A 19049-nucleotide genomic window follows, 5' to 3' on the forward strand; every position below is an offset into this window, starting at 1 on the left:
GGAAATTATGCTTTTGTTTTCAAATAATTCATGGCACGAGGACTAATCCAAGTTTGTTTTTGAAGCGCATTAAAGTAGTAAACGGATACGTTTTTAAGCATTAATCGATTCACCTTTAATTTTGGAATAAAAAACAAAAATAAACTTAAAATAGATAATAGTGTTTTCTCCAGAAGGACTCCTATAATTAATACACTTTGTAAATAGACTTGAATTCCTGTTGAGAATTGATTGCTGATATAGACGTGTTTAGAAATAATCACTTCAGTTTTGGTCAATGCTTTTGTCTTAACGTTTATTCGGGATGCACCGCCATGCTGATGGAAAATTGTTGCTTTTCTGGTTATCGCAACTTTACCTCCGGAATCAGCAACTTTTTTGCAAAGGTCAACATCTTCAAAATACAGCCAGTAATCTTCGTTCCAACCTTTAATTTTGTCAAACCAGTTTCTACTTATGAAAATAACGGCACCTGTAACCCAATCCGGGTAAAATAAATCTGTTGTAGTGTTGAAACGTTTTTCTAGTTTGGCTTTATTCAGTTTCCTGAAAATGGCTCTTGAGATTCCAAAAAAGCGTCCTAAAGCGGGGAATAAATTGTTTTGCTTGTAAAAAACGCTGTTTTCATTTATTTGAAGACAAGACAAAATTCCAATTTCAGGGTGTGAAATAGTAGTTTGCAAAAGCGTTTCTAAAGCTTCAAGCGTAAGTTTTGTATCTGGGTTTAAAAAAAGGAAATGGTTTCCCTTAGCAATGGCTGCACCAAAGTTGCAACCATCTGAGAAACCATTATTACCAGTATTTTCTATGAATGTAAACTTGGAATATTTTTGTTTAAAAACAGGAAATTGTCCGTCATTAGAAAAATTATCCACTATGATAACCTCAAATGCAAATGTTATAGAACTAATGGAATCAATAGATTCTAAACACTCGTCTAAGGCTTTCCAACCCCGGTAATTGACTATAATTATTGAAATATCCAATAGGTTTTTTGTATATAAATTTTAAAACAAAACTGAATTATACCGCTACGTTATATTCACGTAAAGCATCATTTAAAGATGTTTTCAAGTCAGTAGAGGCTTTTCTTTGTCCGATAATTAATGCACAAGGAACTTGGAAATCACCTGCAGGAAATGATTTTGTATAGCTTCCCGGAATTACAACGGAACGAGCAGGAACAAAACCTTTCATTTCAACTGGAGTTTCGCCTGTAACATCAATAATTTTTGTAGAGGCCGTCAAACAAACATTGGCACCAAGAACAGCTTCTTTCCCAACATGAACGCCTTCAACTACGATACAACGAGAACCAATAAATGCACCATCCTCAATAATTACCGGAGCCGCTTGCAAAGGTTCTAAAACACCACCAATACCAACACCACCGCTTAAGTGAACGTGTTTACCAATTTGCGCACAGCTACCTACTGTTGCCCATGTGTCTACCATTGTTCCTTCATCAACATAAGCTCCAATATTTACATAACTTGGCATCAAAATAACACCACTTGAAATGTATGCGCCATAACGAGCTACAGCGTTAGGAACGACACGGATTCCTTTCTCGGCATAGCCTCTTTTTAGCAACATTTTGTCATGGTACTCGAAAATTCCAGATTCCAATGTTTCCATTTTTTGGATAGGGAAATACATCACTACCGCTTTCTTTACCCATTCGTTTACTTGCCATCCTTCACCAACTGGCTCGGCAACACGTAATTTTCCGGTGTCTAATAATTCAATAACTTCTCTGATAGCATCAGTTGTTGTCGTTTCTTGCAACAAAGCACGGTTTTCCCAAGCTTGTTCTATAATTGTTTGTAATGGATTCATTTTAGTTAGATTTTTGACAAAGATAGGATTTTTAGGCAAAAGCAAAAAAGCAAAATGATTAGAAAATGTTACAGATTTAACTTCTTGTTTGATTCTTTAATTTGAAATGACAAAATTCTTTAGTGTTGAAATGTTAAATTAATAAACACAAAAAAAATGATATCAAAGGGACTTTTCTGTTACTGCTAAGAATTGGAAAATTAAAATAGTTACCTTTGAAAAAAATAAACAAATGCCAAGAATTCTCTCCATAGATTACGGATTAAAACGAACAGGAATAGCCGTTACTGATGAAATGCAAATCATTGCTTCAGGATTAACTACCATTCCATCACCAACGGCAATTGCTTTTTTGAAGGACTATTTCTCCAAAGAGAAAGTAGAAGCCGTTCTCATTGGTGAGCCTAAACAAATGAATGGAGAACCTTCAGAAAGTGCTTCTATCATTAAAGGATTTGTAACGCATTTTACCAATCATTTTCCGGATATGAAAGTCATTCGGGTAGATGAACGTTTTACTTCAAAAATGGCTTTTCAAACCATGATTGACAGCGGACTTAGCAAGAAACAGCGTCAAAATAAAGCACTTATCGATGAAATTTCTGCAACGATAATGCTTCAGGATTATTTGACTCGAAAGATGTTTTAAAAATCCAACTGCAATGCCTGTCAATTGACTAAAATAGATTTGTAATTCCTTACTTTTTAACAATAATTTGTTATATTTTTTTTACATATATAAAGTATCTTTGCATTTTAAAATTTTGTTATGCCCGATACAACCATTCGTTCGCAAAGTGAAGTAGTTCTTATAGGAGCTGGAATAATGAGCGCCACTCTTGGCTTAATCCTAAAAGAGTTACAACCAGATATAAAGATTGAAATTTACGAAAGATTAGATATGGCTGCTGCCGAAAGTTCTGATGCATGGAATAATGCCGGAACTGGACATTCTGCTTTTTGTGAGCTTAATTATACTCCAGAAAGTGAAGATGGAAGCATCAATCCAAAAAAAGCAATCAGTATTGCAGAATCTTTCGAGGTTTCTAGACAGTTTTGGGCCTATTTAGTGCAACAAAATAAAGTTTCATCACCTGAAAATTTCATTAAAAGTATCCCTCACATGAGTTTTGTTTGGGGAGAAAAAAATGTAGAATACCTTAAAACAAGATTTGAGGCTTTACATTCGAATCCTCTTTTTAAGCAAATGGTTTTCAGTACTGATTTTGCTCAATTAAAAGAATGGATGCCTCTGGTTATGGAAGGTAGAAATGAATCTGAGAAAGTTGCTGCAACGTCAATGGCTATTGGAACTGATGTGAATTTTGGAGAATTAACCCGAAATATTTTTAGTTATTTATCTAAATTGGAAGGGGTTACGATGTATTTCAATCATGAAGTTCAAAAATTAAGACAACGTGAAGATAAATCTTGGAGGATAAAAATTACTGATTTGGCTACAGGCCAAAAAAGAAAAGCATATACTAAATTTGTTTTTATTGGTGCTGGTGGAGGTTCATTGCCGTTATTAGAAAAAGCGAATGTTCCTGAAGGAAAAGGCTATGGCGGTTTCCCTGTGAGCGGACAGTGGTTAAAATGTACTAATCCTGAAGTGATTGCTAAACATCAGGCAAAAGTATATGGGAAAGCGAGTGTTGGCGCACCACCAATGTCAGTTCCACATATTGACTCTCGAATGATAAATGGAGAAAAGCAACTGCTTTTTGGACCTTTTGCAGGGTTTTCTACTCGATTTTTAAAAAATGGTTCCTATTCAGATTTACCTTTATCTATAAAACCGGATAATATCATTCCTATGATTGCTGCCGGTATTAAAAATATACCACTTACAAAATATTTGATTGAGCAAGTGCGTCAGTCTCCTAAAGACAGAATCAATGCGTTGAGAGAATATGTTCCAGGTGCAAGATCTAAAGACTGGAAATTAGAGCGTGCAGGACAACGTGTGCAAGTGATAAAAAAAGATGAAAAAGAAGGTGGAATACTAGAGTTTGGTACTGAAGTCATAACAACTGCTGATGGAACTCTAGCTGTTTTACTTGGTGCTTCTCCTGGTGCTTCAACCGCAGTTTCTATTATGGTGGATTTAATAGGAAGATGTTTTAAAGATGAAGTTGAAACTCCGGAATGGCAGGAAAAATTAAAAGATATGATTCCTTCATATGGTCAGACTTTGAATGATAATCCAGATTTATTAACCGAAATAAGAAAAGATACTGCTTCGGTTTTAAAACTGAATAATTAGAAAAGTTAGCAATAAAATACAAAGCGCTGGATTTTAGATATTCTCTAAATCCAGCGCTTTTTTCTTTAAGATTCCATTAATTCTTTTGTAGTTTTTAAAATATTTTCAGAAAGATTAGTCAACCAGATTAATTGCTCTATAACTAATTGTGCCTCTTGCATTTTCAATTGAAATGCCTCTTCATCAATAGGAATTCCTTCTTTTAATTCCTTGGCTCGTATATTTTTTAATTCCGTAAATCGCATGGCTAAATCTTCTTTTGGGAGATTTTCTTTTAGGTATAAATCATTTTCTTTCAAAAGTGCAATCGCATTATCCAGATTTCTAATGACAGTATCGACTACAACATTAAACGCTTCAGAAGCAGACGTAGTTTTGTGCGATTGGATGTACGTTCCCAACGAAGCTGATGACGATAGCAATGAATGATTAAGTACCGCTAATTTATAGACTTGTGGTAATTGCTTTTGTTTTGACTTTGGTTCTTGGACCATCCTTTGGAAAGAAGCCATCAAATTGCCTATTTCGATAAAAGCATTTTTTCGAGCCAAACGATACGAGGTAGAAATAGTCCCTTTTTTATTATAAAAACTCGAAATTTCTTTTAAGTAATTCTGATTTGCAATAATCGATTTTTCTACGTGGGACGGAATATTTAAGAACTCCCAAGAAGGCCATAAAAAGTGATTGGCAAGGAAAGCCAAAGTACAACCTACAATGGTGTCAAGTATTCTATATTGAACTACATCGCCAATATTAGGAGTTAATATCCCGTAAATAAAAACAACATACATCGTCACGAATATGGCGCTAACTTTATAATTTATTTGGGTAAATGAAAATCCTAAAAGCATGCTTAAAATAGAAAGTATACTGATTGTGATGTTGTCATGTACTAATGAAAGAATCCCAAAAGCGATTAATCCTCCTATGATAGTACCAAAAATTCGATGAAAAGAACGCTGTTTCGTCAAACCATATCCAGGTCGCATAATAACTATAATAGTCAACAAAATCCAATAGACGTTGTGAAAAGGCAGTATGTTTCCGATGATAAAACCAATCAACAATGTTATGGTTAATCGTAGCGAATGTCTGAAAATTGTGGAAGAGAAACTGAAATTTTCAATTAAAGTGCTCAAAGGATAATATTGAGGAGTAAGGAATTTTTCTAAATCTTTGTCCTTTTCTTTAAAGTCCTGTGAATTGAAGGCTAGCGTAAAAGCACGCTCTACAATTTTTATTTTTTCCACTTGTTTTTCAGTATATTGCAGCATGGTGGTTAGCATAAAAACACCTTCGGAAGCGGGAATTTTTCCTAAATCATTTTCATAATCGGTAATGGCAAGTTGTAAAGCATTCAAATCACTTAGTAGCGTATGTTTAGAAATATATTTAGTTCGGTTTTGTACGCTTTTGGACAATTTTTTTAAACTTGCGGCAAGATTGTAGGCTAATTTTTGATACGTTAACAAAACCTTTGGATGGTCGTCAAATTTTTGATGCAATTTATCATGGTCGAATGAAGTAGCTAATGCAAGTTCCAGAATTTCCATCAATGAAATAAAAACGATTAACATTTTTCGGTTTTGATTAGAAGATCCAGAAGTCGTATGGTTGCTAATCAATACTTCTCTTATGTTTTGACGGATGGTGTTCAGTTCTACCTGAAGGTGTAGTTGCTTTTCAATAATTGCTTTTTTATCAGCATTAATCGTCCATAAATCGCCTCGAAGCTTTAAATATTTAGCCGTAAGCTTAATGCATTCTGCAATTTGTAATTCAACATAGCGATGAGGTCTTAAATAATGAAAAACAAGTGAAATCATTAGGTAAAATAATCCTCCAGATAATATTAAAAGAGAATGTTGAACCATCGCCCAACCGGTATTGATGCTTGCAAATGCTAATGAAATAGAAATCAGCGCAGAGAAAGAAACCATAGTAGCTCGTTGTCCATAGACAGAAAGCATAGACATCAGAAAAATTAATACCGCTAAAAAAGTATAGAAAATAAAAGAATAGGGATAGACAATATTTACTAACAAATTGACACCAGCAACAAGTAAAGCTGTAACCAGAATACCGTTTATTTTATGTTTTAGATTACTTGGAATATCGCTTGGATAAGTAAAAAAAGCACCTAAAGCGATGGTAAAACCTATTTCGAATTTGCCTAAAAAAGAAAGCACTACAACTGGAATAACTGCTGCTATAGTTACTTTTAGAGCATTAGTAAAATAAGTACTGTCAGTAAATTTTCGGATTTTGTAAATCATACAATTGGGTTACAAGCAAAGGTAAGAATTGAGCGACTCAATCAAAGCATAATTTGCCCTGTTTTTGCCTAAATGGTAAAAAAATACTAATTATCGATACAGTATTATTCATTGTCTATTTTTTTACTATTTTTGCGGACTGAATTAAAGGGAAACTTATTCTCATTTTTAGTATACAATGCTTAATACAAAAACAATGATTTTACCAATTATAGGTTACGGTGATCCAGTTTTAAGAAAAGTAGGCGAAGTTCTTTCACCAGAGCACCCTAATTTAAAAGAAACGATTGCTAATATGTACGAAACGATGTATAATGCCTATGGTGTAGGACTTGCCGCACCTCAAGTAGGATTGGCTCTTCGTTTATTTGTAATCGATACGACTCCTTTTAGTGACGATGAAGAATTAGAAGATACAGAACAAAAAGAATTAAAAGGATTCAAAAGAACTTTTATCAATGCAAAAATGATAAAAGAAGAAGGTGAAGAATGGAGTTTTAATGAAGGTTGCTTGAGTATTCCTGACGTTAGAGAAGATGTATATAGAAATCCAACCATAACAATTGAATATTGCGAAGAGGATTTTGTAATGAAAACGGAAGTTTTTGACGGATTGATTGCCAGAGTAATCCAACATGAATACGATCATATTGAAGGAGTATTATTCACAGATAAAATTTCTTCATTAAAAAAACGATTGATTCAAAAGAAACTGAAAAACATTTTGGAAGGAAAAACATTCCAAGATTACCGCATGAAATTTTTTGCCAAAAAAGGAAGATAAAGTAAATCTCGAGCTTCGCTTGGTATGATTTTTGGTTTTAAATGAAAAAATAATAAGTCAAATTCTTAATAATAATTACACAAAACATGAATTTAGAAAAAATATTAGCCATTTCTGGGAAACCAGGTTTATATGTATTAAGAGTACAAACACGTACTGGGTTTGTTGCTGAATCATTATTAGATGGAAAAAAAATCACAGTAAACTTAAAAAGCAATGTGAGTTTATTGTCGGAAATTTCAATTTACACGTATGAAGGCGAAAAACCATTAGCTGAAATCATGCAGAAAATTGCTGATAAAGAAAATAAAGGTCAAGCGATTTCACATAAAGAAGATAATGCTACATTGACGGCTTATTTCAAAGAAATTTTACCTGATTATGATGAAGAAAGAGTCTATCCTTCTGATATCAAAAAAGTTTTGAACTGGTACAATATGCTTCAGGCAAAAGGATTAGTTACTGATGAAGCTCCAGCAGCTGATGTGACAGAAGAGGTTGCAGCCGTTGCAGAAGAAACTCCAGTTGCAGAAGTTGAAGCTCCTGCTAAAAAAGCAAAAGCTAAAAAAGAGTAATTTTACACTACAATAATATTTAATCCTGTTCGGCTATTTTCTGAACAGGATTTTTTTATTTTTACCAAAAACAATTTCTGATGAATTCAAGACAAAACCAACTGCAAGCTTTCGAGAGATTATTAGATGTTATGGATGATTTGCGCGAAAAATGCCCTTGGGACAAAAAGCAAACCATGCAAACCTTACGTCATTTGACTATTGAAGAAACCTATGAATTAGGTGATGCAATTCTGGAGAATGATTTGAACGAAGTCAAAAAAGAACTTGGGGATTTGTTATTACATATTGTTTTTTATGCCAAAATAGGAAGCGAGACAAATGACTTTGACATGGCTGATGTATGTAATGAAATTTGTGAAAAGTTAATTCATCGTCATCCACATATCTACAGTGATGTTGTGGTTAAAGATGAAGAGGAAGTGAAACAAAATTGGGAAAAACTAAAATTGAAAGAAGGCAAAAAATCTGTTCTCGAAGGAGTTCCAAGAAGTTTACCCGCATTAGTCAAAGCGAGCCGAATTCAGGATAAAGCAAAAGGAGTGGGTTTTGATTGGGAGGAATCACATCAGGTTTGGGATAAAGTTCAAGAGGAATTGGAAGAATTGCAAGTTGAGGTTGAAGCAGGTGACCAAGATAAAATTGAAGCCGAATTTGGAGATGTTTTATTTTCGATGATTAACTATGCCCGATTTCTGAATGTTAATCCCGAAGATGCTTTGGAACGAACCAATAAAAAATTCATCAAGCGATTTCAATATCTAGAAAGTAAAGCAGGAGAATTGGGAAAACCCTTAATGGATATGACTTTAGCTGAAATGGATGTTTTTTGGGAAGAAGCGAAGAAGTTATAGTATTCAGTATTCAGTGTTCAGTATTTAGTAATCAGTGCTCATATTTCAGTCCCGATACTTCGGGATTAGTGTTCAGTTTTTAAATAATTAATTTACCAATGTCAGAAAATAAAACAGAGTTAAAACGTTCTCTAGGATTAATAGATGCCACTAGTTTAGTTGCTGGTTCCATGATAGGATCCGGGATTTTCATAGTTACATCAGCCATGGCAAGAGATATTGGATCTGCTGCCTGGTTATTGGTCATATGGTTGGTAACAGGATTAATCACTGTTGCTGCTGCGTTGAGTTATGGTGAATTAGCAGGAATGATGCCTAATGCTGGCGGACAATTCGTTTACATACAGCGCGCTTACGGAAGATTAGTTTCTTTCTTGTACGGTTGGACCGTTTTTACGGTAATTCAAACCGGAGTTATTGCGGCTATTGCGGTTACATTTGCTAATTATGCCGCAATTTTCTTTCCTGTTTTAGATCAAACTCTTTTTACAGTTGGTACTGGTTTTGTTTTTTCGTACCAAAAAGTGTTGGCTATTTTTAGTATAATTCTGCTAACGTATATCAATACCAAAGGGGTTGAAAGCGGAAAAACGGTTCAATTGATTTTCACTTCGGCTAAACTAATTGCGCTTTTTGCATTGATTGTTTTAGGATTGTATGTTGGCTTACAAACGGATGTTTTGTCTAATAATTTTGCAAATATGTGGGAAGCCAGTAAAACGGTTGTAAATCCTGACGGAACAATTACGGTTACAAAATTAGCAGGAATGGCAATTTTGGGTGCCGCAGGAGCAACGATTATCAACTCATTATTTTCCAGTGATGCTTGGAATAACGTGACTTTTATTGCGGGAGAAATTAAAGAACCGAAAAAGAATATTCCTCGAAGTTTGTTTCTTGGAACCCTGATTGTGACTGTTATTTATGTTTTGGCAAATCTAGCTTATTTGGCTTTGTTGCCAATGCAAGGAACTCCAAACGCTGCTGATATTTCTGGTAACGGAATCATGTTTGCCAGTAATGACAGGGTTGGAGCGGCGGCTGCAAGTATGATTATGGGAAATGTAAGTGTTTTTGTGATGGCTGCGTTAATCATGGTTTCCACTTTTGGATGTAATAGTGGTTTGATTCTTTCGGGAGGAAGATTATTTTTTGCCATGGCAAAAGATGGATTATTTTTTAAAGGAGCTACAGAACTGAATAAAAATCAGGTTCCTGCAAAAGCACTATGGGTGCAATGTATTTGGGCGTGTGTGCTTTGTATTTCGGGAAAATTCGGTGATTTGTTGACGTACGCCACTTTTGCATCGTTGTTGTTTTATATCCTGACTATTTTGGGTGTTTTCATTCTTAGAAAAAAAGAACCCAATGCGGATAGGCCTTATAAAGCCTTTGGATATCCAATTGTACCAGCCATTTATATTATAGTGACATCGGCAATCTGCTTCACTTTATTGATTTATGATACGTTCAATACGGGATTAGGATTGTGTATTGTGGCGCTGGGTATTCCGGTGTATTATTTTGTAATGAATAAGAAAGAGCAAAATTAATGAAGCTATTCTGCTAATTTTTTTAGCGCATTGATATCTTTTAAAACAATTTTTTTCCCTGTTAATTCAATCAGACCTAATTTTTTAAAATCAGATAGCAAACGGATGCAACTTTCAGTGGCAGTGCCAATAATACTGGCTATTTCGTCTCTTGAAAGTTGTACTTTTAAAGAGTTATCTTCGTTTTTTCCAAAAGTATCATTTAGATAAAGGAGCGTTTCGGCTAATCTTTCTTTGACTGTTTTTTGGGCCAAATTCACCATGTTATCATCGGCTTCTTTTAGATCACCGCAAATACTTTTCATCACATTCATCGAAAACTGGTTATTCTTATCGAAATATCCCATCACTTCCGACTTTGGAATGAAACAAACCTGCATATCTTCAAGAGCTACCGCGCTCAAGTTGACCGGTTCATCACTAATCATCGAGCGTTGTCCTAGTAATTCTCCTTTAGTAACTAATTTTACAATATGGTCTTTGCCGTTTGCGCTCAATTTGGTTAGTTTACATATACCATCTTTGATACAATATATACCATTCACATTCTCACCTTCCTCAAAGATAACTTCTCCCTTTTTAATGATATGGGATGTTTTACAGTCAGAAAGTTTTATTAATTCGTCTTTAGTTAACGCTTTTAAAGAGCTAAATTCTCTGACGATACATTGTTCGCATTTGCTCATAGTATATGTGATTTATATGTATTACAAAACTAACTCTTTAATATGACAAATATCATATTTTTAACTCATTCGATTAATGACCTTTGTTCCAGGTAAAATGAGCAAAGTTATGGACACACAAAACTGTTTCCATTGTGGGTTAGACATTATTAAAGAAGACGAAATTATTTTTGATGCTAAAAATTTCTGTTGTAACGGTTGTAAAACGGTCTACGAAATTTTCAGTCTGAATGATTTGACGTGTTATTATGATTTTGAAAAATCCCCTGGAGCAACCCCGCAAGACATTAATGGTAAATATGATTTTTTAGACAATGAGAGTATTGTATCCAAATTATTGGAATTTCAAGAAAATTCAACCGCAATTATTTCACTTAACATTCCTCATATTCATTGTAGCTCGTGCATTTGGATTCTGGAAAATCTACAGCGTCTTCAAAAAGGAATAAGCACTTCACAGGTTAATTTTCCCGAAAAAAGAGTCCGAATCACCTTCAATCCAGAAGTTGTTTCTATCAAAACGATTGTTTATTTATTGAGTTCCATTGGTTATGAACCCTACATTAGTTTAGAAAACTATGAAACGGGAAGTAATGATGTAGATAGAAGTTTGACTTATAAACTTGGCGTTGCTTTCTTCTGTTTTGGGAACATTATGTTGCTTTCGTTTCCGGAGTATTTTGAAGTAAAAGAATTTTGGTTAGACCAATACCGTGGCTTCTTCCGTTGGTTGATTTTTGCTTTAGCGTTACCGAGTTTCTTTTACTCGGCAAGTGGTTATTATGTCTCAGCGTATAAAAGTATCAAATCTAAAATGCTTAATATCGATATTCCTATTGCTTTAGGAATTGTGGTGATGTTTGTGCGAAGTACGTTTGATATTGTCATGGATTACGGTTCTGGTTTTTTCGACAGCTTAACCGGATTGATTTTCTTTATGCTTTTGGGAAAAATGTTCCAAATCAAAACCTATAGTTTTTTGAGCTTCGAAAGGGATTTTAAATCCTATTTTCCAATAGCGATTACCAAAATCAATTCGGATTTATCAGAAGAAAGTGTGGCGATTTACGAAGTTGAAAAAGGCGATCGATTACTCATCAGAAATCAAGAACTCATTCCCGTTGATGGAATTTTAATTTCGGAAAAGGCAGAAATCGATTATAGTTTTGTTACCGGAGAAGCAATTCCTATTGCGAAACAATCCGGAGACAAAGTTTTTGCAGGAGGAAAACAAATAGGAAAAGTAATTGAAATGGAAGTTTTACATTCTGTTTCCCAAAGTTATCTGACGCAATTATGGAGCAATGATGTGTTCCAAAAAAATGTAGAGCAAAAACACAAAACTATTACCGATAGCATTAGCCGTTATTTTACACCTATTTTATTACTGATTGCTTTTACAGGATTTGGCTATTGGATTTTTATTGATGCTAATACCGCTTTCAATGTGTTTACCGCAGTTCTAATTGTTGCTTGTCCTTGTGCTTTGGCATTGACAGCGCCATTCACTTTTGGCAACGTATTGCGAATATTAGGAAAACAGAAATTCTATCTCAAAAATGCTTTAGTTATTGAACAATTAGCAAAAGTGGATACAATTGTTTTTGATAAAACAGGAACGATTACGACCAATAAAAAATCGAATATTTCTTATGAAGGAACCGTTCTTTCCGATGAAAATTTGTTGCTGGTAAAAAATGTGCTTCGCGCCTCCAATCATCCGTTAAGCAGAATGTTGTATGACTATTTGCCTATTCCAATTTTGCAAAGTAAATCAGGAAATGAAACCAAAAAGTTGAAAGTGGATCATTTTGAAGAAATCACCGGAAAAGGAATTCAAGCACAAATTTTAGGTTACCAAATTCAAATAGGTTCTGCAGCTTTTGTAGATAAAACAGAAGAAAATAACATTCAACAAACGTCGGTTCACATAAAGGTAAATGATGTTTATTACGGAAAATTTATTTTTAATAATCAATACAGGGAAGGTTTGGAGGAACTTTTTAAAAATTTGAAAAGTAACTATCAAATCAAGGTTTTATCAGGTGACAATGAAGGCGAACGAGCAACTCTTGAACAACTTTTGCCGAAAGGCACGGAATTAATTTTCAATCAGAAACCGGAGCAGAAATTAGAATTTATTAAAAACTTACAGGAAAAAGGCAATAATGTAATGATGGTAGGAGATGGATTGAACGATGCGGGGGCTTTGGCGCAAAGCAATGTAGGAATCTCCATTTCTGAAAATGTCAATGTTTTTTCACCGGCTTGTGATGCTATTTTGGATGCCAGCGAGTTTCAAAAATTGAACTATTTCTTGAAATTATCCAAGAATTCAATAACGACTATCAAAATGAGTTTTGCACTTTCTTTATTGTACAATGTAGTGGGATTATCGTTTGCTATTACAGGTAATTTATTGCCTTTGGTAGCAGCAATTATAATGCCTTTGAGTACAATAACCATTGTGAGTTTTGTAACGGTAATGAGCAGTTATTATGCAAATAAAAAATAGAATTGTATAAGTTTTTGAATTGCGCTTTCACATAAATTTAACATATATCAATAAGTATGACAAATGTCATATTTTACTCCAAAACGTCAAAGTAACTTTGTTAACACAAATTAAGGTATGAGTGTCATTTATTTATTAATCTCCATCAGTATAATTGTCGCCATTGGTTTTTTTATTGCTTTTATTCGAGCGGTAAAAACAGGCCAATATGACGATGATTACACACCATCAGTCAGAATGCTTTTTGACGATGAGCTAATTCAGTCGAAAGCTAAAAAATCGAAAACCGAAAGTTCAACGACTTTATAACTTTCAACAAATCAATCAAATAATAAACAACTTTAATAATAATTATAAATATGGAAATGCAGCAGTTTTATTATGACAACAAAATTGTAAAAAAATTCATTTACGCAACCATTGTCTTTGGAGTGGTAGGAATGTTAGTGGGGCTTACATTGGCCTTTATGTTCCTTTTTCCAAATATTACTGATGGTATTTCGTGGTTGAGTTATGGTCGATTAAGACCTTTACATACTAATGCAGTTATTTTTGCCTTTGTAGGAAATGCAATGTTTGCGGGTATTTATTACTCGTTGCAGCGATTGTTAAAAGCTAGAATGTTCAGTGATTTTTTGAGTAATCTAAATTTCTGGGGTTGGCAATTAATCATTGTCGCAGCAGCCATCTCATTACCGTTAGGCTATAGTTCTTCTAAAGAATATGCCGAATTGGAATGGCCAATAGATATAGCAATTGCATTGATTTGGGTTGTTTTTGGTATCAATATGATTGGAACAATTTTAAAACGTAGAGAGCGCCATTTGTATGTTGCAATCTGGTTTTACTTGGCGACATTCGTAACGGTTGCGGTTTTGCACATTTTCAATAGTTTGTCATTACCAGTTTCTGGAATGAAAAGTTATTCCGTTTACGCAGGGGTTCAAGATGCTTTGGTGCAATGGTGGTACGGTCATAATGCGGTTGCATTTTTCTTAACTACACCTTTCTTAGGATTGATGTATTATTTTGTTCCAAAAGCGGCAAATCGTCCGGTATATTCTTATAGATTGTCAATTGTTCACTTTTGGTCGTTGATTTTCATTTACATCTGGGCAGGACCGCACCATTTATTATATTCTGCGTTACCTAACTGGGCGCAAAATTTAGGAGTTGCTTTCTCTATTATGTTGATTGCTCCATCTTGGGGTGGAATGATAAACGGACTTTTAACCTTGAGAGGGGTTTGGGATAAAGTACGTGTAGAACCTGTTTTAAAATTCTTTGTAGTAGCAATTACTGGTTACGGAATGGCAACTTTTGAAGGTCCGATGTTATCCTTGAAAAACGTAAATGCTATCGCGCATTACACGGATTGGATTATTGCTCACGTTCACGTAGGTGCATTGGCTTGGAACGGATTTATGGCTTTTGGTATGATTTATTGGTTGGTTCCTAGAATGACTAAAAGTAGTTTGTACTCTCTTAAATTAGCTAATTTTCACTTTTGGATTGGTACTTTGGGAATCATATTATATACCATTCCAATGTATGTTGCCGGCTTTTTACAAGCATCTATGTGGAAACAATTTAATCCGGACGGAACATTAACGTATGGTAACTTCCTTGAAACAGTAACTCAAATTATGCCAATGTATTGGATGAGAGCTATTGGTGGAACCCTTTATTTAATTGGAATGTTTACTTTGGTGTATAACATTATTCAAACGGTTCGATTAGGTTCTAAAATTGAAGATGAATTAGCGGAAGCTCCTGAATTATTGAAAATTAGTGCAGGAAGAGTAAAAGGAGAGAAATTCCATCCTTGGTTAGAAAGAAAACCTATCCAGTTAACTATTTTGGCAACTGTTGCCATTTTAATTGGAGGTGTTATCCAAATTGTTCCTACGATTATGGTTAAATCTAATATTCCAACAATTGCAAGTGTAAAACCGTATTCTCCATTAGAATTAGAAGGACGTGATTTATACATTCGTGAAGGTTGTGTGGGTTGTCACTCGCAGTCAGTTCGTCCTTTCCGTAGCGAAGTAGAACGTTATGGACCGCAATCTAAAGCAGGAGAATTTGTATACGATCATCCATTCCTTTGGGGATCAAAACGTACAGGTCCGGATTTATTAAGAGTAGGTGCAAAATACAATGACAATTGGCATTTTAACCACTTCTGGAATCCGCAAAGTATATCAGCAGGATCTATTATGCCAGGTTACAAATGGTTGTTTGATAATAAACCGATGGATGTTTCTTTGACTCAAAAGAAAATGCAGGTTATGGTGACGCTGGGTGTTCCGTACACAGAAGCTCAGATTGCAAGTGGTTTAGATGATTTAAGAAAACAAGCGATTGCAATTGAAGAAAGCTTGAAAAATGATCCTGACTTTGTAAAAAGTTATGACGAAAGCAAGAAAAAAGCCGAAGCCAGAGGAGAGAAATTTGTTCCAATGAACGAAAGAGAAATCGTTGCCTTAATTGCTTACATGCAAAGACTGGGAACTGATATTAAAGTAAAAGATATTGCTAAAAAATAAAAGTCATGTTCGAACAAATAAAACATAATATGGAAACGATAGAAGGTGTGGCGATATATCCCATCTTATCATTGTTAATTTTTTTCGTCTTTTTCGTGGGCTTGGGTCTGTGGGTGTTCTCCTATAAGAAAGAAACGATAAATGAATTGAGTCAAATTCCATTGAGAGACAATTAAATAGTATAATTTTTTAAAATTTAGAAAATGAAAAAATTAATTCCAGTATACGTTAGAGTACCTGTTATTTTCTTTGCTGTAATGATGGCAATGGAATATTTCATAGACTCAGGAGATCGTCCTGCTTTTATAAAATTTCCAATGGTTTCCGTATTCTTATTCGTGTTCCTTTTCCTTTTGATTGCCATAGAAATCACGATGAAGGCAGTTGATAATATTACCTATCAATTATTGACCGAGGAACAAAAAATCCAATTAAATGAAGCAAATAATTTAAGTTTCAAGGATAGTGAATGGTACAAGAAATTGATGGCGAAATTGACTAAAACAGAGTCATTGGATAATGAAGATCAGTTGTTATTGGACCACGATTACGATGGTATTAAAGAATTAGACAACAATTTACCGCCTTGGTGGGTGTATTTATTCTATGCATGTATCGTTTTTGGGGTTGTTTACATGGTCCGATACGAAGTTTTAGGAGCTGATAATCAAGAAATGGAGCTTAAGAAAGAAGTGGCTCAAGCCAAAATTGATATTGCAGAATACATGAAAACTGCACCGGATATGATGGATGAAAAAACGGTGACCTTACTGACAGATCCTGCCGATTTAGCCGCTGGAAAAGAAATTTTCACAACAAATTGTGCGGCTTGTCACAGAGCTGATGCAGGAGGACAAATTGGTCCAAATCTCACGGATGATAAATGGATTTTAGGCGGCGGAATAAAAAATGTATTTCATACTTTGGTAAATGGAGGACGTGACGGAAAAGGAATGATTTCTTGGAAAGGCACATTGAAACCTAAAGAAATGCAGAAAGTTGCCAGTTATATCTTATCCTTAAAAGGAAGTAATCCTCCTGATGCTAAAGCTCCGGAAGGCGAAGTCTGGGTAGAAGAAAATGTTACTGTTGCAGTTAAATAACAATTAGAAACACACGTTTTTATTTAGCTTAAGAATTTTAATAATTATTTTGAACTTGTGTTTTAAATAAAAAAAAATGTCAAAATTACCAGACGAAGCTTTTAGAGATACTATCGGAACGATTGATGAAGAAGGAAACAGAAAATTTATTTTTCCTAAAAAGCCTTCAGGAAAGTTTTATGATTACAGGAAATGGGTGAGTTATTTTTTACTGATTGTACTTGTTGCGAATCCTTTTATAAAGATAAATGGGAACCAGTTCATGATGTTCAATATACTGGAACGCCGATTTAATATTTTCGGATTTCCTTTTTGGCCTCAGGATATTTATTTGTTTGTTCTTTTTATGATTATTGGAGTCGTTTTCGTCATTCTTTTTACGGTAATTTTTGGACGGATATTTTGCGGATGGATTTGTCCGCAGACCATCTTTTTAGAAATGGTTTTCCGCAGAATAGAATACTGGATAGAAGGCGATCGTGGTGCTCAAATTCGTTTGGAAAAACAGGAATGGAATGGGGAAAAAATCAGAAAAAAAGCCTTCAAATGGACAATTTTCTTAATCATTTCTTTTTTTATTGCAAATGTCTTTCTGGCGTATCTCATCAGTAGTGACAAGTTACTTTTAATGATTGAAGAAGGGCCTGAAAACCATGTGAGCACTTTGATTTCATTATTGATTTTTACAGGAGTTTTCTATTTTATTTTTGCATGGTTTAGAGAACAAGTTTGTATTATAGCCTGTCCTTACGGAAGATTGCAAGGCGTTTTATTAGACGATAAATCTATAAATGTTGCGTACGATTTTGTTCGTGGCGAAAAAGAAGTAGGCCGTGCTAAATTCAATAAGCAAGAAGACAGGGCGACTACTGGAAAAGGCGATTGCATCGATTGTAAGCAATGTGTAAATGTTTGTCCAACTGGAATTGATATCCGTAACGGAACTCAGATGGAATGTATCAACTGTACTGCTTGTATTGATGAATGTGATACGATTATGGATAGCGTTGGTTTACCAAAAGGACTTATCAGATACGCTTCTGAAGATGAAATTGAGAAAAAAGTAACCTTCAAGTTCACGCCTAGAATGAAAGGCTATTCAGCTGTATTATTCATTCTAACAGGAATTTTGATTGGATTATTGTTCTTGCGTTCGGATGTTGAAGCAAGTATTTTAAGATTGCCAGGACAATTGTTTCAGCACAAAGGCGATAATATTAGCAACATTTATACTTTTAAAATCATCAATAAAACAAATAATGACTTTGATGATATTCATTTTAAACTTGTTGGAATAAAAGGAAATTTGAAAGTGGTTGGAAAGCAAGAATTAAAAGTGCCTAGACAAGGGATGAATGGTGGAACCTTATTTGTTGAAATCAATCAAAATTTATTGGGTAGCGATAAAACAAAATTGAAAATTGAGGTGTTTAATGGAAACAAAAAAATTGAAACGGCGACCACTAATTTTTTGAGTCCGCGTAGTTTTGATTAATAGTATCCAATTCAAGGTTCAAAACATATAAATATAATATCATGAAAATAAGCTGGGGAACAGGAATCGTAATCGCTTTTGGTTTGTTTATAACCTTCATTTTGTATTTTGTTTTTACGGTTCAATCCGATTCAAAATACGATAATGAGTTAGTTGTAGAAGAATATTATAAACATGATGCACATTTTGGAGATGAAATGGCTCGTATACAAAATGCAGCTGATTTGGCTCAAAAGCCAATAATAAATAATGTGTCAAATGGAATTGAAATAATATTTCCAAAAGTATTTGTTCCAAAAAAGATCAAAGGTAAAGTGTCCCTTTACAGACCGTCTAACAAAAAATTAGATTTTGAAATTCCAATTTCACTATCTGATGCTACTACTTTGCTCATACCTAAAAAAAGTTTGGCAGGCGGTCGATGGGACATTAATATGGAATGGCAATACGATGGAAAATCGTATTTGACTAAAGAAACGATATATATCAATTAGGCATAAATTCAAAAGTCAGAAAGTCCAGTAAGTGACTTTAAGACTTTCGATTTTATG

At 34.3% G+C, this 19049-nt stretch carries 17 protein-coding genes; 13 read left to right on the forward strand and 4 right to left on the reverse strand.

Features of this window, described 5'->3' with window-relative positions; genetic code table 11:
• Nucleotides 1-5: 5 nt before the first annotated feature.
• On the reverse strand, nucleotides 6-986 hold the full coding sequence (locus ACNQF8_RS09710) for a glycosyltransferase family 2 protein (protein WP_417952269.1): 981 nt from the start codon (nucleotides 984-986) through the stop codon (nucleotides 6-8).
• A gap of 37 nt (nucleotides 987-1023) precedes the next feature.
• The gene (locus ACNQF8_RS09715; RefSeq protein ID WP_417952268.1) at nucleotides 1024-1839 is read right to left on the reverse strand and encodes a 2,3,4,5-tetrahydropyridine-2,6-dicarboxylate N-succinyltransferase; all 816 of its coding nucleotides are present in this window, start codon (nucleotides 1837-1839) and stop codon (nucleotides 1024-1026) included.
• Between the two features lie 232 nt (nucleotides 1840-2071).
• On the opposite strand from ACNQF8_RS09715, the gene ruvX reads away from it, so the two are divergent.
• Nucleotides 2072-2488, forward strand: coding sequence for a Holliday junction resolvase RuvX (ruvX, locus tag ACNQF8_RS09720; RefSeq protein WP_417952267.1), 417 nt, complete (start codon nucleotides 2072-2074; stop codon nucleotides 2486-2488).
• Between the two features lie 120 nt (nucleotides 2489-2608).
• Nucleotides 2609-4105: a malate:quinone oxidoreductase gene (locus tag ACNQF8_RS09725; RefSeq protein ID WP_417953325.1), complete on the forward strand. Its 1497-nt coding sequence runs from the start codon at nucleotides 2609-2611 to the stop codon at nucleotides 4103-4105.
• Between the two features lie 65 nt (nucleotides 4106-4170).
• Here the strand turns inward: ACNQF8_RS09725 and ACNQF8_RS09730 are convergent, their stop codons facing one another.
• Nucleotides 4171-6384, reverse strand: coding sequence for an FUSC family protein (locus ACNQF8_RS09730; RefSeq protein ID WP_417952265.1), 2214 nt, complete (start codon nucleotides 6382-6384; stop codon nucleotides 4171-4173).
• Between the two features lie 196 nt (nucleotides 6385-6580).
• Between ACNQF8_RS09730 and def the strand changes: the two genes are divergently transcribed.
• From def to ACNQF8_RS09750, 4 genes are all read left to right on the forward strand, one after another.
• The gene (gene def / locus ACNQF8_RS09735) at nucleotides 6581-7168 is read left to right on the forward strand and encodes a peptide deformylase (protein ID WP_417952264.1); all 588 of its coding nucleotides are present in this window, start codon (nucleotides 6581-6583) and stop codon (nucleotides 7166-7168) included.
• An 86-nt stretch (nucleotides 7169-7254) separates the two neighbouring features.
• Nucleotides 7255-7743 carry a DUF5606 family protein gene (locus ACNQF8_RS09740; protein ID WP_417952263.1) on the forward strand — a complete coding sequence of 163 codons (489 nt, stop codon included), beginning with the start codon at nucleotides 7255-7257 and terminating at the stop codon, nucleotides 7741-7743.
• A gap of 80 nt (nucleotides 7744-7823) precedes the next feature.
• Nucleotides 7824-8597 carry a nucleoside triphosphate pyrophosphohydrolase gene (mazG, locus tag ACNQF8_RS09745; RefSeq protein ID WP_417953324.1) on the forward strand — a complete coding sequence of 258 codons (774 nt, stop codon included), beginning with the start codon at nucleotides 7824-7826 and terminating at the stop codon, nucleotides 8595-8597.
• A gap of 98 nt (nucleotides 8598-8695) precedes the next feature.
• Nucleotides 8696-10150: an APC family permease gene (locus tag ACNQF8_RS09750; RefSeq protein WP_417953323.1), complete on the forward strand. Its 1455-nt coding sequence runs from the start codon at nucleotides 8696-8698 to the stop codon at nucleotides 10148-10150.
• Nucleotides 10151-10155: 5 nt separating this feature from the next.
• Here ACNQF8_RS09750 and ACNQF8_RS09755 read toward each other — a convergent pair whose 3' ends face one another.
• The gene (locus ACNQF8_RS09755) at nucleotides 10156-10836 is read right to left on the reverse strand and encodes a Crp/Fnr family transcriptional regulator (protein WP_417952260.1); all 681 of its coding nucleotides are present in this window, start codon (nucleotides 10834-10836) and stop codon (nucleotides 10156-10158) included.
• A gap of 109 nt (nucleotides 10837-10945) precedes the next feature.
• Here ACNQF8_RS09755 and ACNQF8_RS09760 point away from each other — a divergent pair, with 109 nt between their 5' ends.
• The 7 genes from ACNQF8_RS09760 to ACNQF8_RS09790 all read left to right on the forward strand — a co-directional run bounded on the left by ACNQF8_RS09760 (nucleotide 10946) and on the right by ACNQF8_RS09790 (nucleotide 18992).
• Nucleotides 10946-13351 (forward strand): heavy metal translocating P-type ATPase, encoded by a 2406-nt coding sequence (locus ACNQF8_RS09760; RefSeq protein ID WP_417952259.1) that lies wholly within the window; start codon nucleotides 10946-10948, stop codon nucleotides 13349-13351.
• Nucleotides 13352-13468: 117 nt separating this feature from the next.
• On the forward strand, nucleotides 13469-13660 hold the full coding sequence (gene ccoS / locus ACNQF8_RS09765; RefSeq protein ID WP_417952258.1) for a cbb3-type cytochrome oxidase assembly protein CcoS: 192 nt from the start codon (nucleotides 13469-13471) through the stop codon (nucleotides 13658-13660).
• 50 nt (nucleotides 13661-13710) lie between these two features.
• A complete protein-coding gene (gene ccoN, locus ACNQF8_RS09770; RefSeq protein ID WP_417952257.1) occupies nucleotides 13711-15900 on the forward strand; it encodes a cytochrome-c oxidase, cbb3-type subunit I in 2190 nt (729 codons plus the stop codon).
• A 29-nt stretch (nucleotides 15901-15929) separates the two neighbouring features.
• Nucleotides 15930-16076, forward strand: a complete 147-nt coding sequence (locus tag ACNQF8_RS09775; protein ID WP_417983507.1) for a cbb3-type cytochrome oxidase subunit 3 — start codon at nucleotides 15930-15932, stop codon at nucleotides 16074-16076.
• Between the two features lie 27 nt (nucleotides 16077-16103).
• Entirely contained in the window at nucleotides 16104-17003 is a 900-nt protein-coding gene (locus ACNQF8_RS09780; protein WP_315211112.1) for a cbb3-type cytochrome c oxidase N-terminal domain-containing protein, read from the forward strand.
• Between the two features lie 76 nt (nucleotides 17004-17079).
• The gene (gene ccoG, locus ACNQF8_RS09785; protein WP_417953322.1) at nucleotides 17080-18498 is read left to right on the forward strand and encodes a cytochrome c oxidase accessory protein CcoG; all 1419 of its coding nucleotides are present in this window, start codon (nucleotides 17080-17082) and stop codon (nucleotides 18496-18498) included.
• Nucleotides 18499-18539: 41 nt separating this feature from the next.
• Nucleotides 18540-18992, forward strand: coding sequence for a FixH family protein (locus ACNQF8_RS09790; protein ID WP_417952255.1), 453 nt, complete (start codon nucleotides 18540-18542; stop codon nucleotides 18990-18992).
• The last annotated feature ends 57 nt before the right edge of the window (nucleotides 18993-19049 follow it).

The sequence above is a fragment of the Flavobacterium labens genome (assembly GCF_048286755.1).
Classification (GTDB): Bacteria; Bacteroidota; Bacteroidia; order Flavobacteriales; family Flavobacteriaceae; genus Flavobacterium.

Coding starts and splice junctions, on each gene's coding strand:
- ACNQF8_RS09715 (WP_417952268.1), bottom strand. CDS start 1,839: ATGAATCCATTACAAACAATTATAGAACAAGCTTGGGAAAACCGTGCT.
- ruvX (WP_417952267.1), top strand. CDS start 2,072: ATGCCAAGAATTCTCTCCATAGATTACGGATTAAAACGAACAGGAATA.
- ACNQF8_RS09725 (WP_417953325.1), top strand. CDS start 2,609: ATGCCCGATACAACCATTCGTTCGCAAAGTGAAGTAGTTCTTATAGGA.
- ACNQF8_RS09730 (WP_417952265.1), bottom strand. CDS start 6,384: ATGATTTACAAAATCCGAAAATTTACTGACAGTACTTATTTTACTAAT.
- def (WP_417952264.1), top strand. CDS start 6,581: ATGATTTTACCAATTATAGGTTACGGTGATCCAGTTTTAAGAAAAGTA.
- ACNQF8_RS09740 (WP_417952263.1), top strand. CDS start 7,255: ATGAATTTAGAAAAAATATTAGCCATTTCTGGGAAACCAGGTTTATAT.
- mazG (WP_417953324.1), top strand. CDS start 7,824: ATGAATTCAAGACAAAACCAACTGCAAGCTTTCGAGAGATTATTAGAT.
- ACNQF8_RS09750 (WP_417953323.1), top strand. CDS start 8,696: ATGTCAGAAAATAAAACAGAGTTAAAACGTTCTCTAGGATTAATAGAT.
- ACNQF8_RS09755 (WP_417952260.1), bottom strand. CDS start 10,836: ATGAGCAAATGCGAACAATGTATCGTCAGAGAATTTAGCTCTTTAAAA.
- ACNQF8_RS09760 (WP_417952259.1), top strand. CDS start 10,946: ATGGACACACAAAACTGTTTCCATTGTGGGTTAGACATTATTAAAGAA.
- ccoS (WP_417952258.1), top strand. CDS start 13,469: ATGAGTGTCATTTATTTATTAATCTCCATCAGTATAATTGTCGCCATT.
- ccoN (WP_417952257.1), top strand. CDS start 13,711: ATGGAAATGCAGCAGTTTTATTATGACAACAAAATTGTAAAAAAATTC.
- ACNQF8_RS09775 (WP_417983507.1), top strand. CDS start 15,930: ATGGAAACGATAGAAGGTGTGGCGATATATCCCATCTTATCATTGTTA.
- ACNQF8_RS09780 (WP_315211112.1), top strand. CDS start 16,104: ATGAAAAAATTAATTCCAGTATACGTTAGAGTACCTGTTATTTTCTTT.
- ccoG (WP_417953322.1), top strand. CDS start 17,080: ATGTCAAAATTACCAGACGAAGCTTTTAGAGATACTATCGGAACGATT.
- ACNQF8_RS09790 (WP_417952255.1), top strand. CDS start 18,540: ATGAAAATAAGCTGGGGAACAGGAATCGTAATCGCTTTTGGTTTGTTT.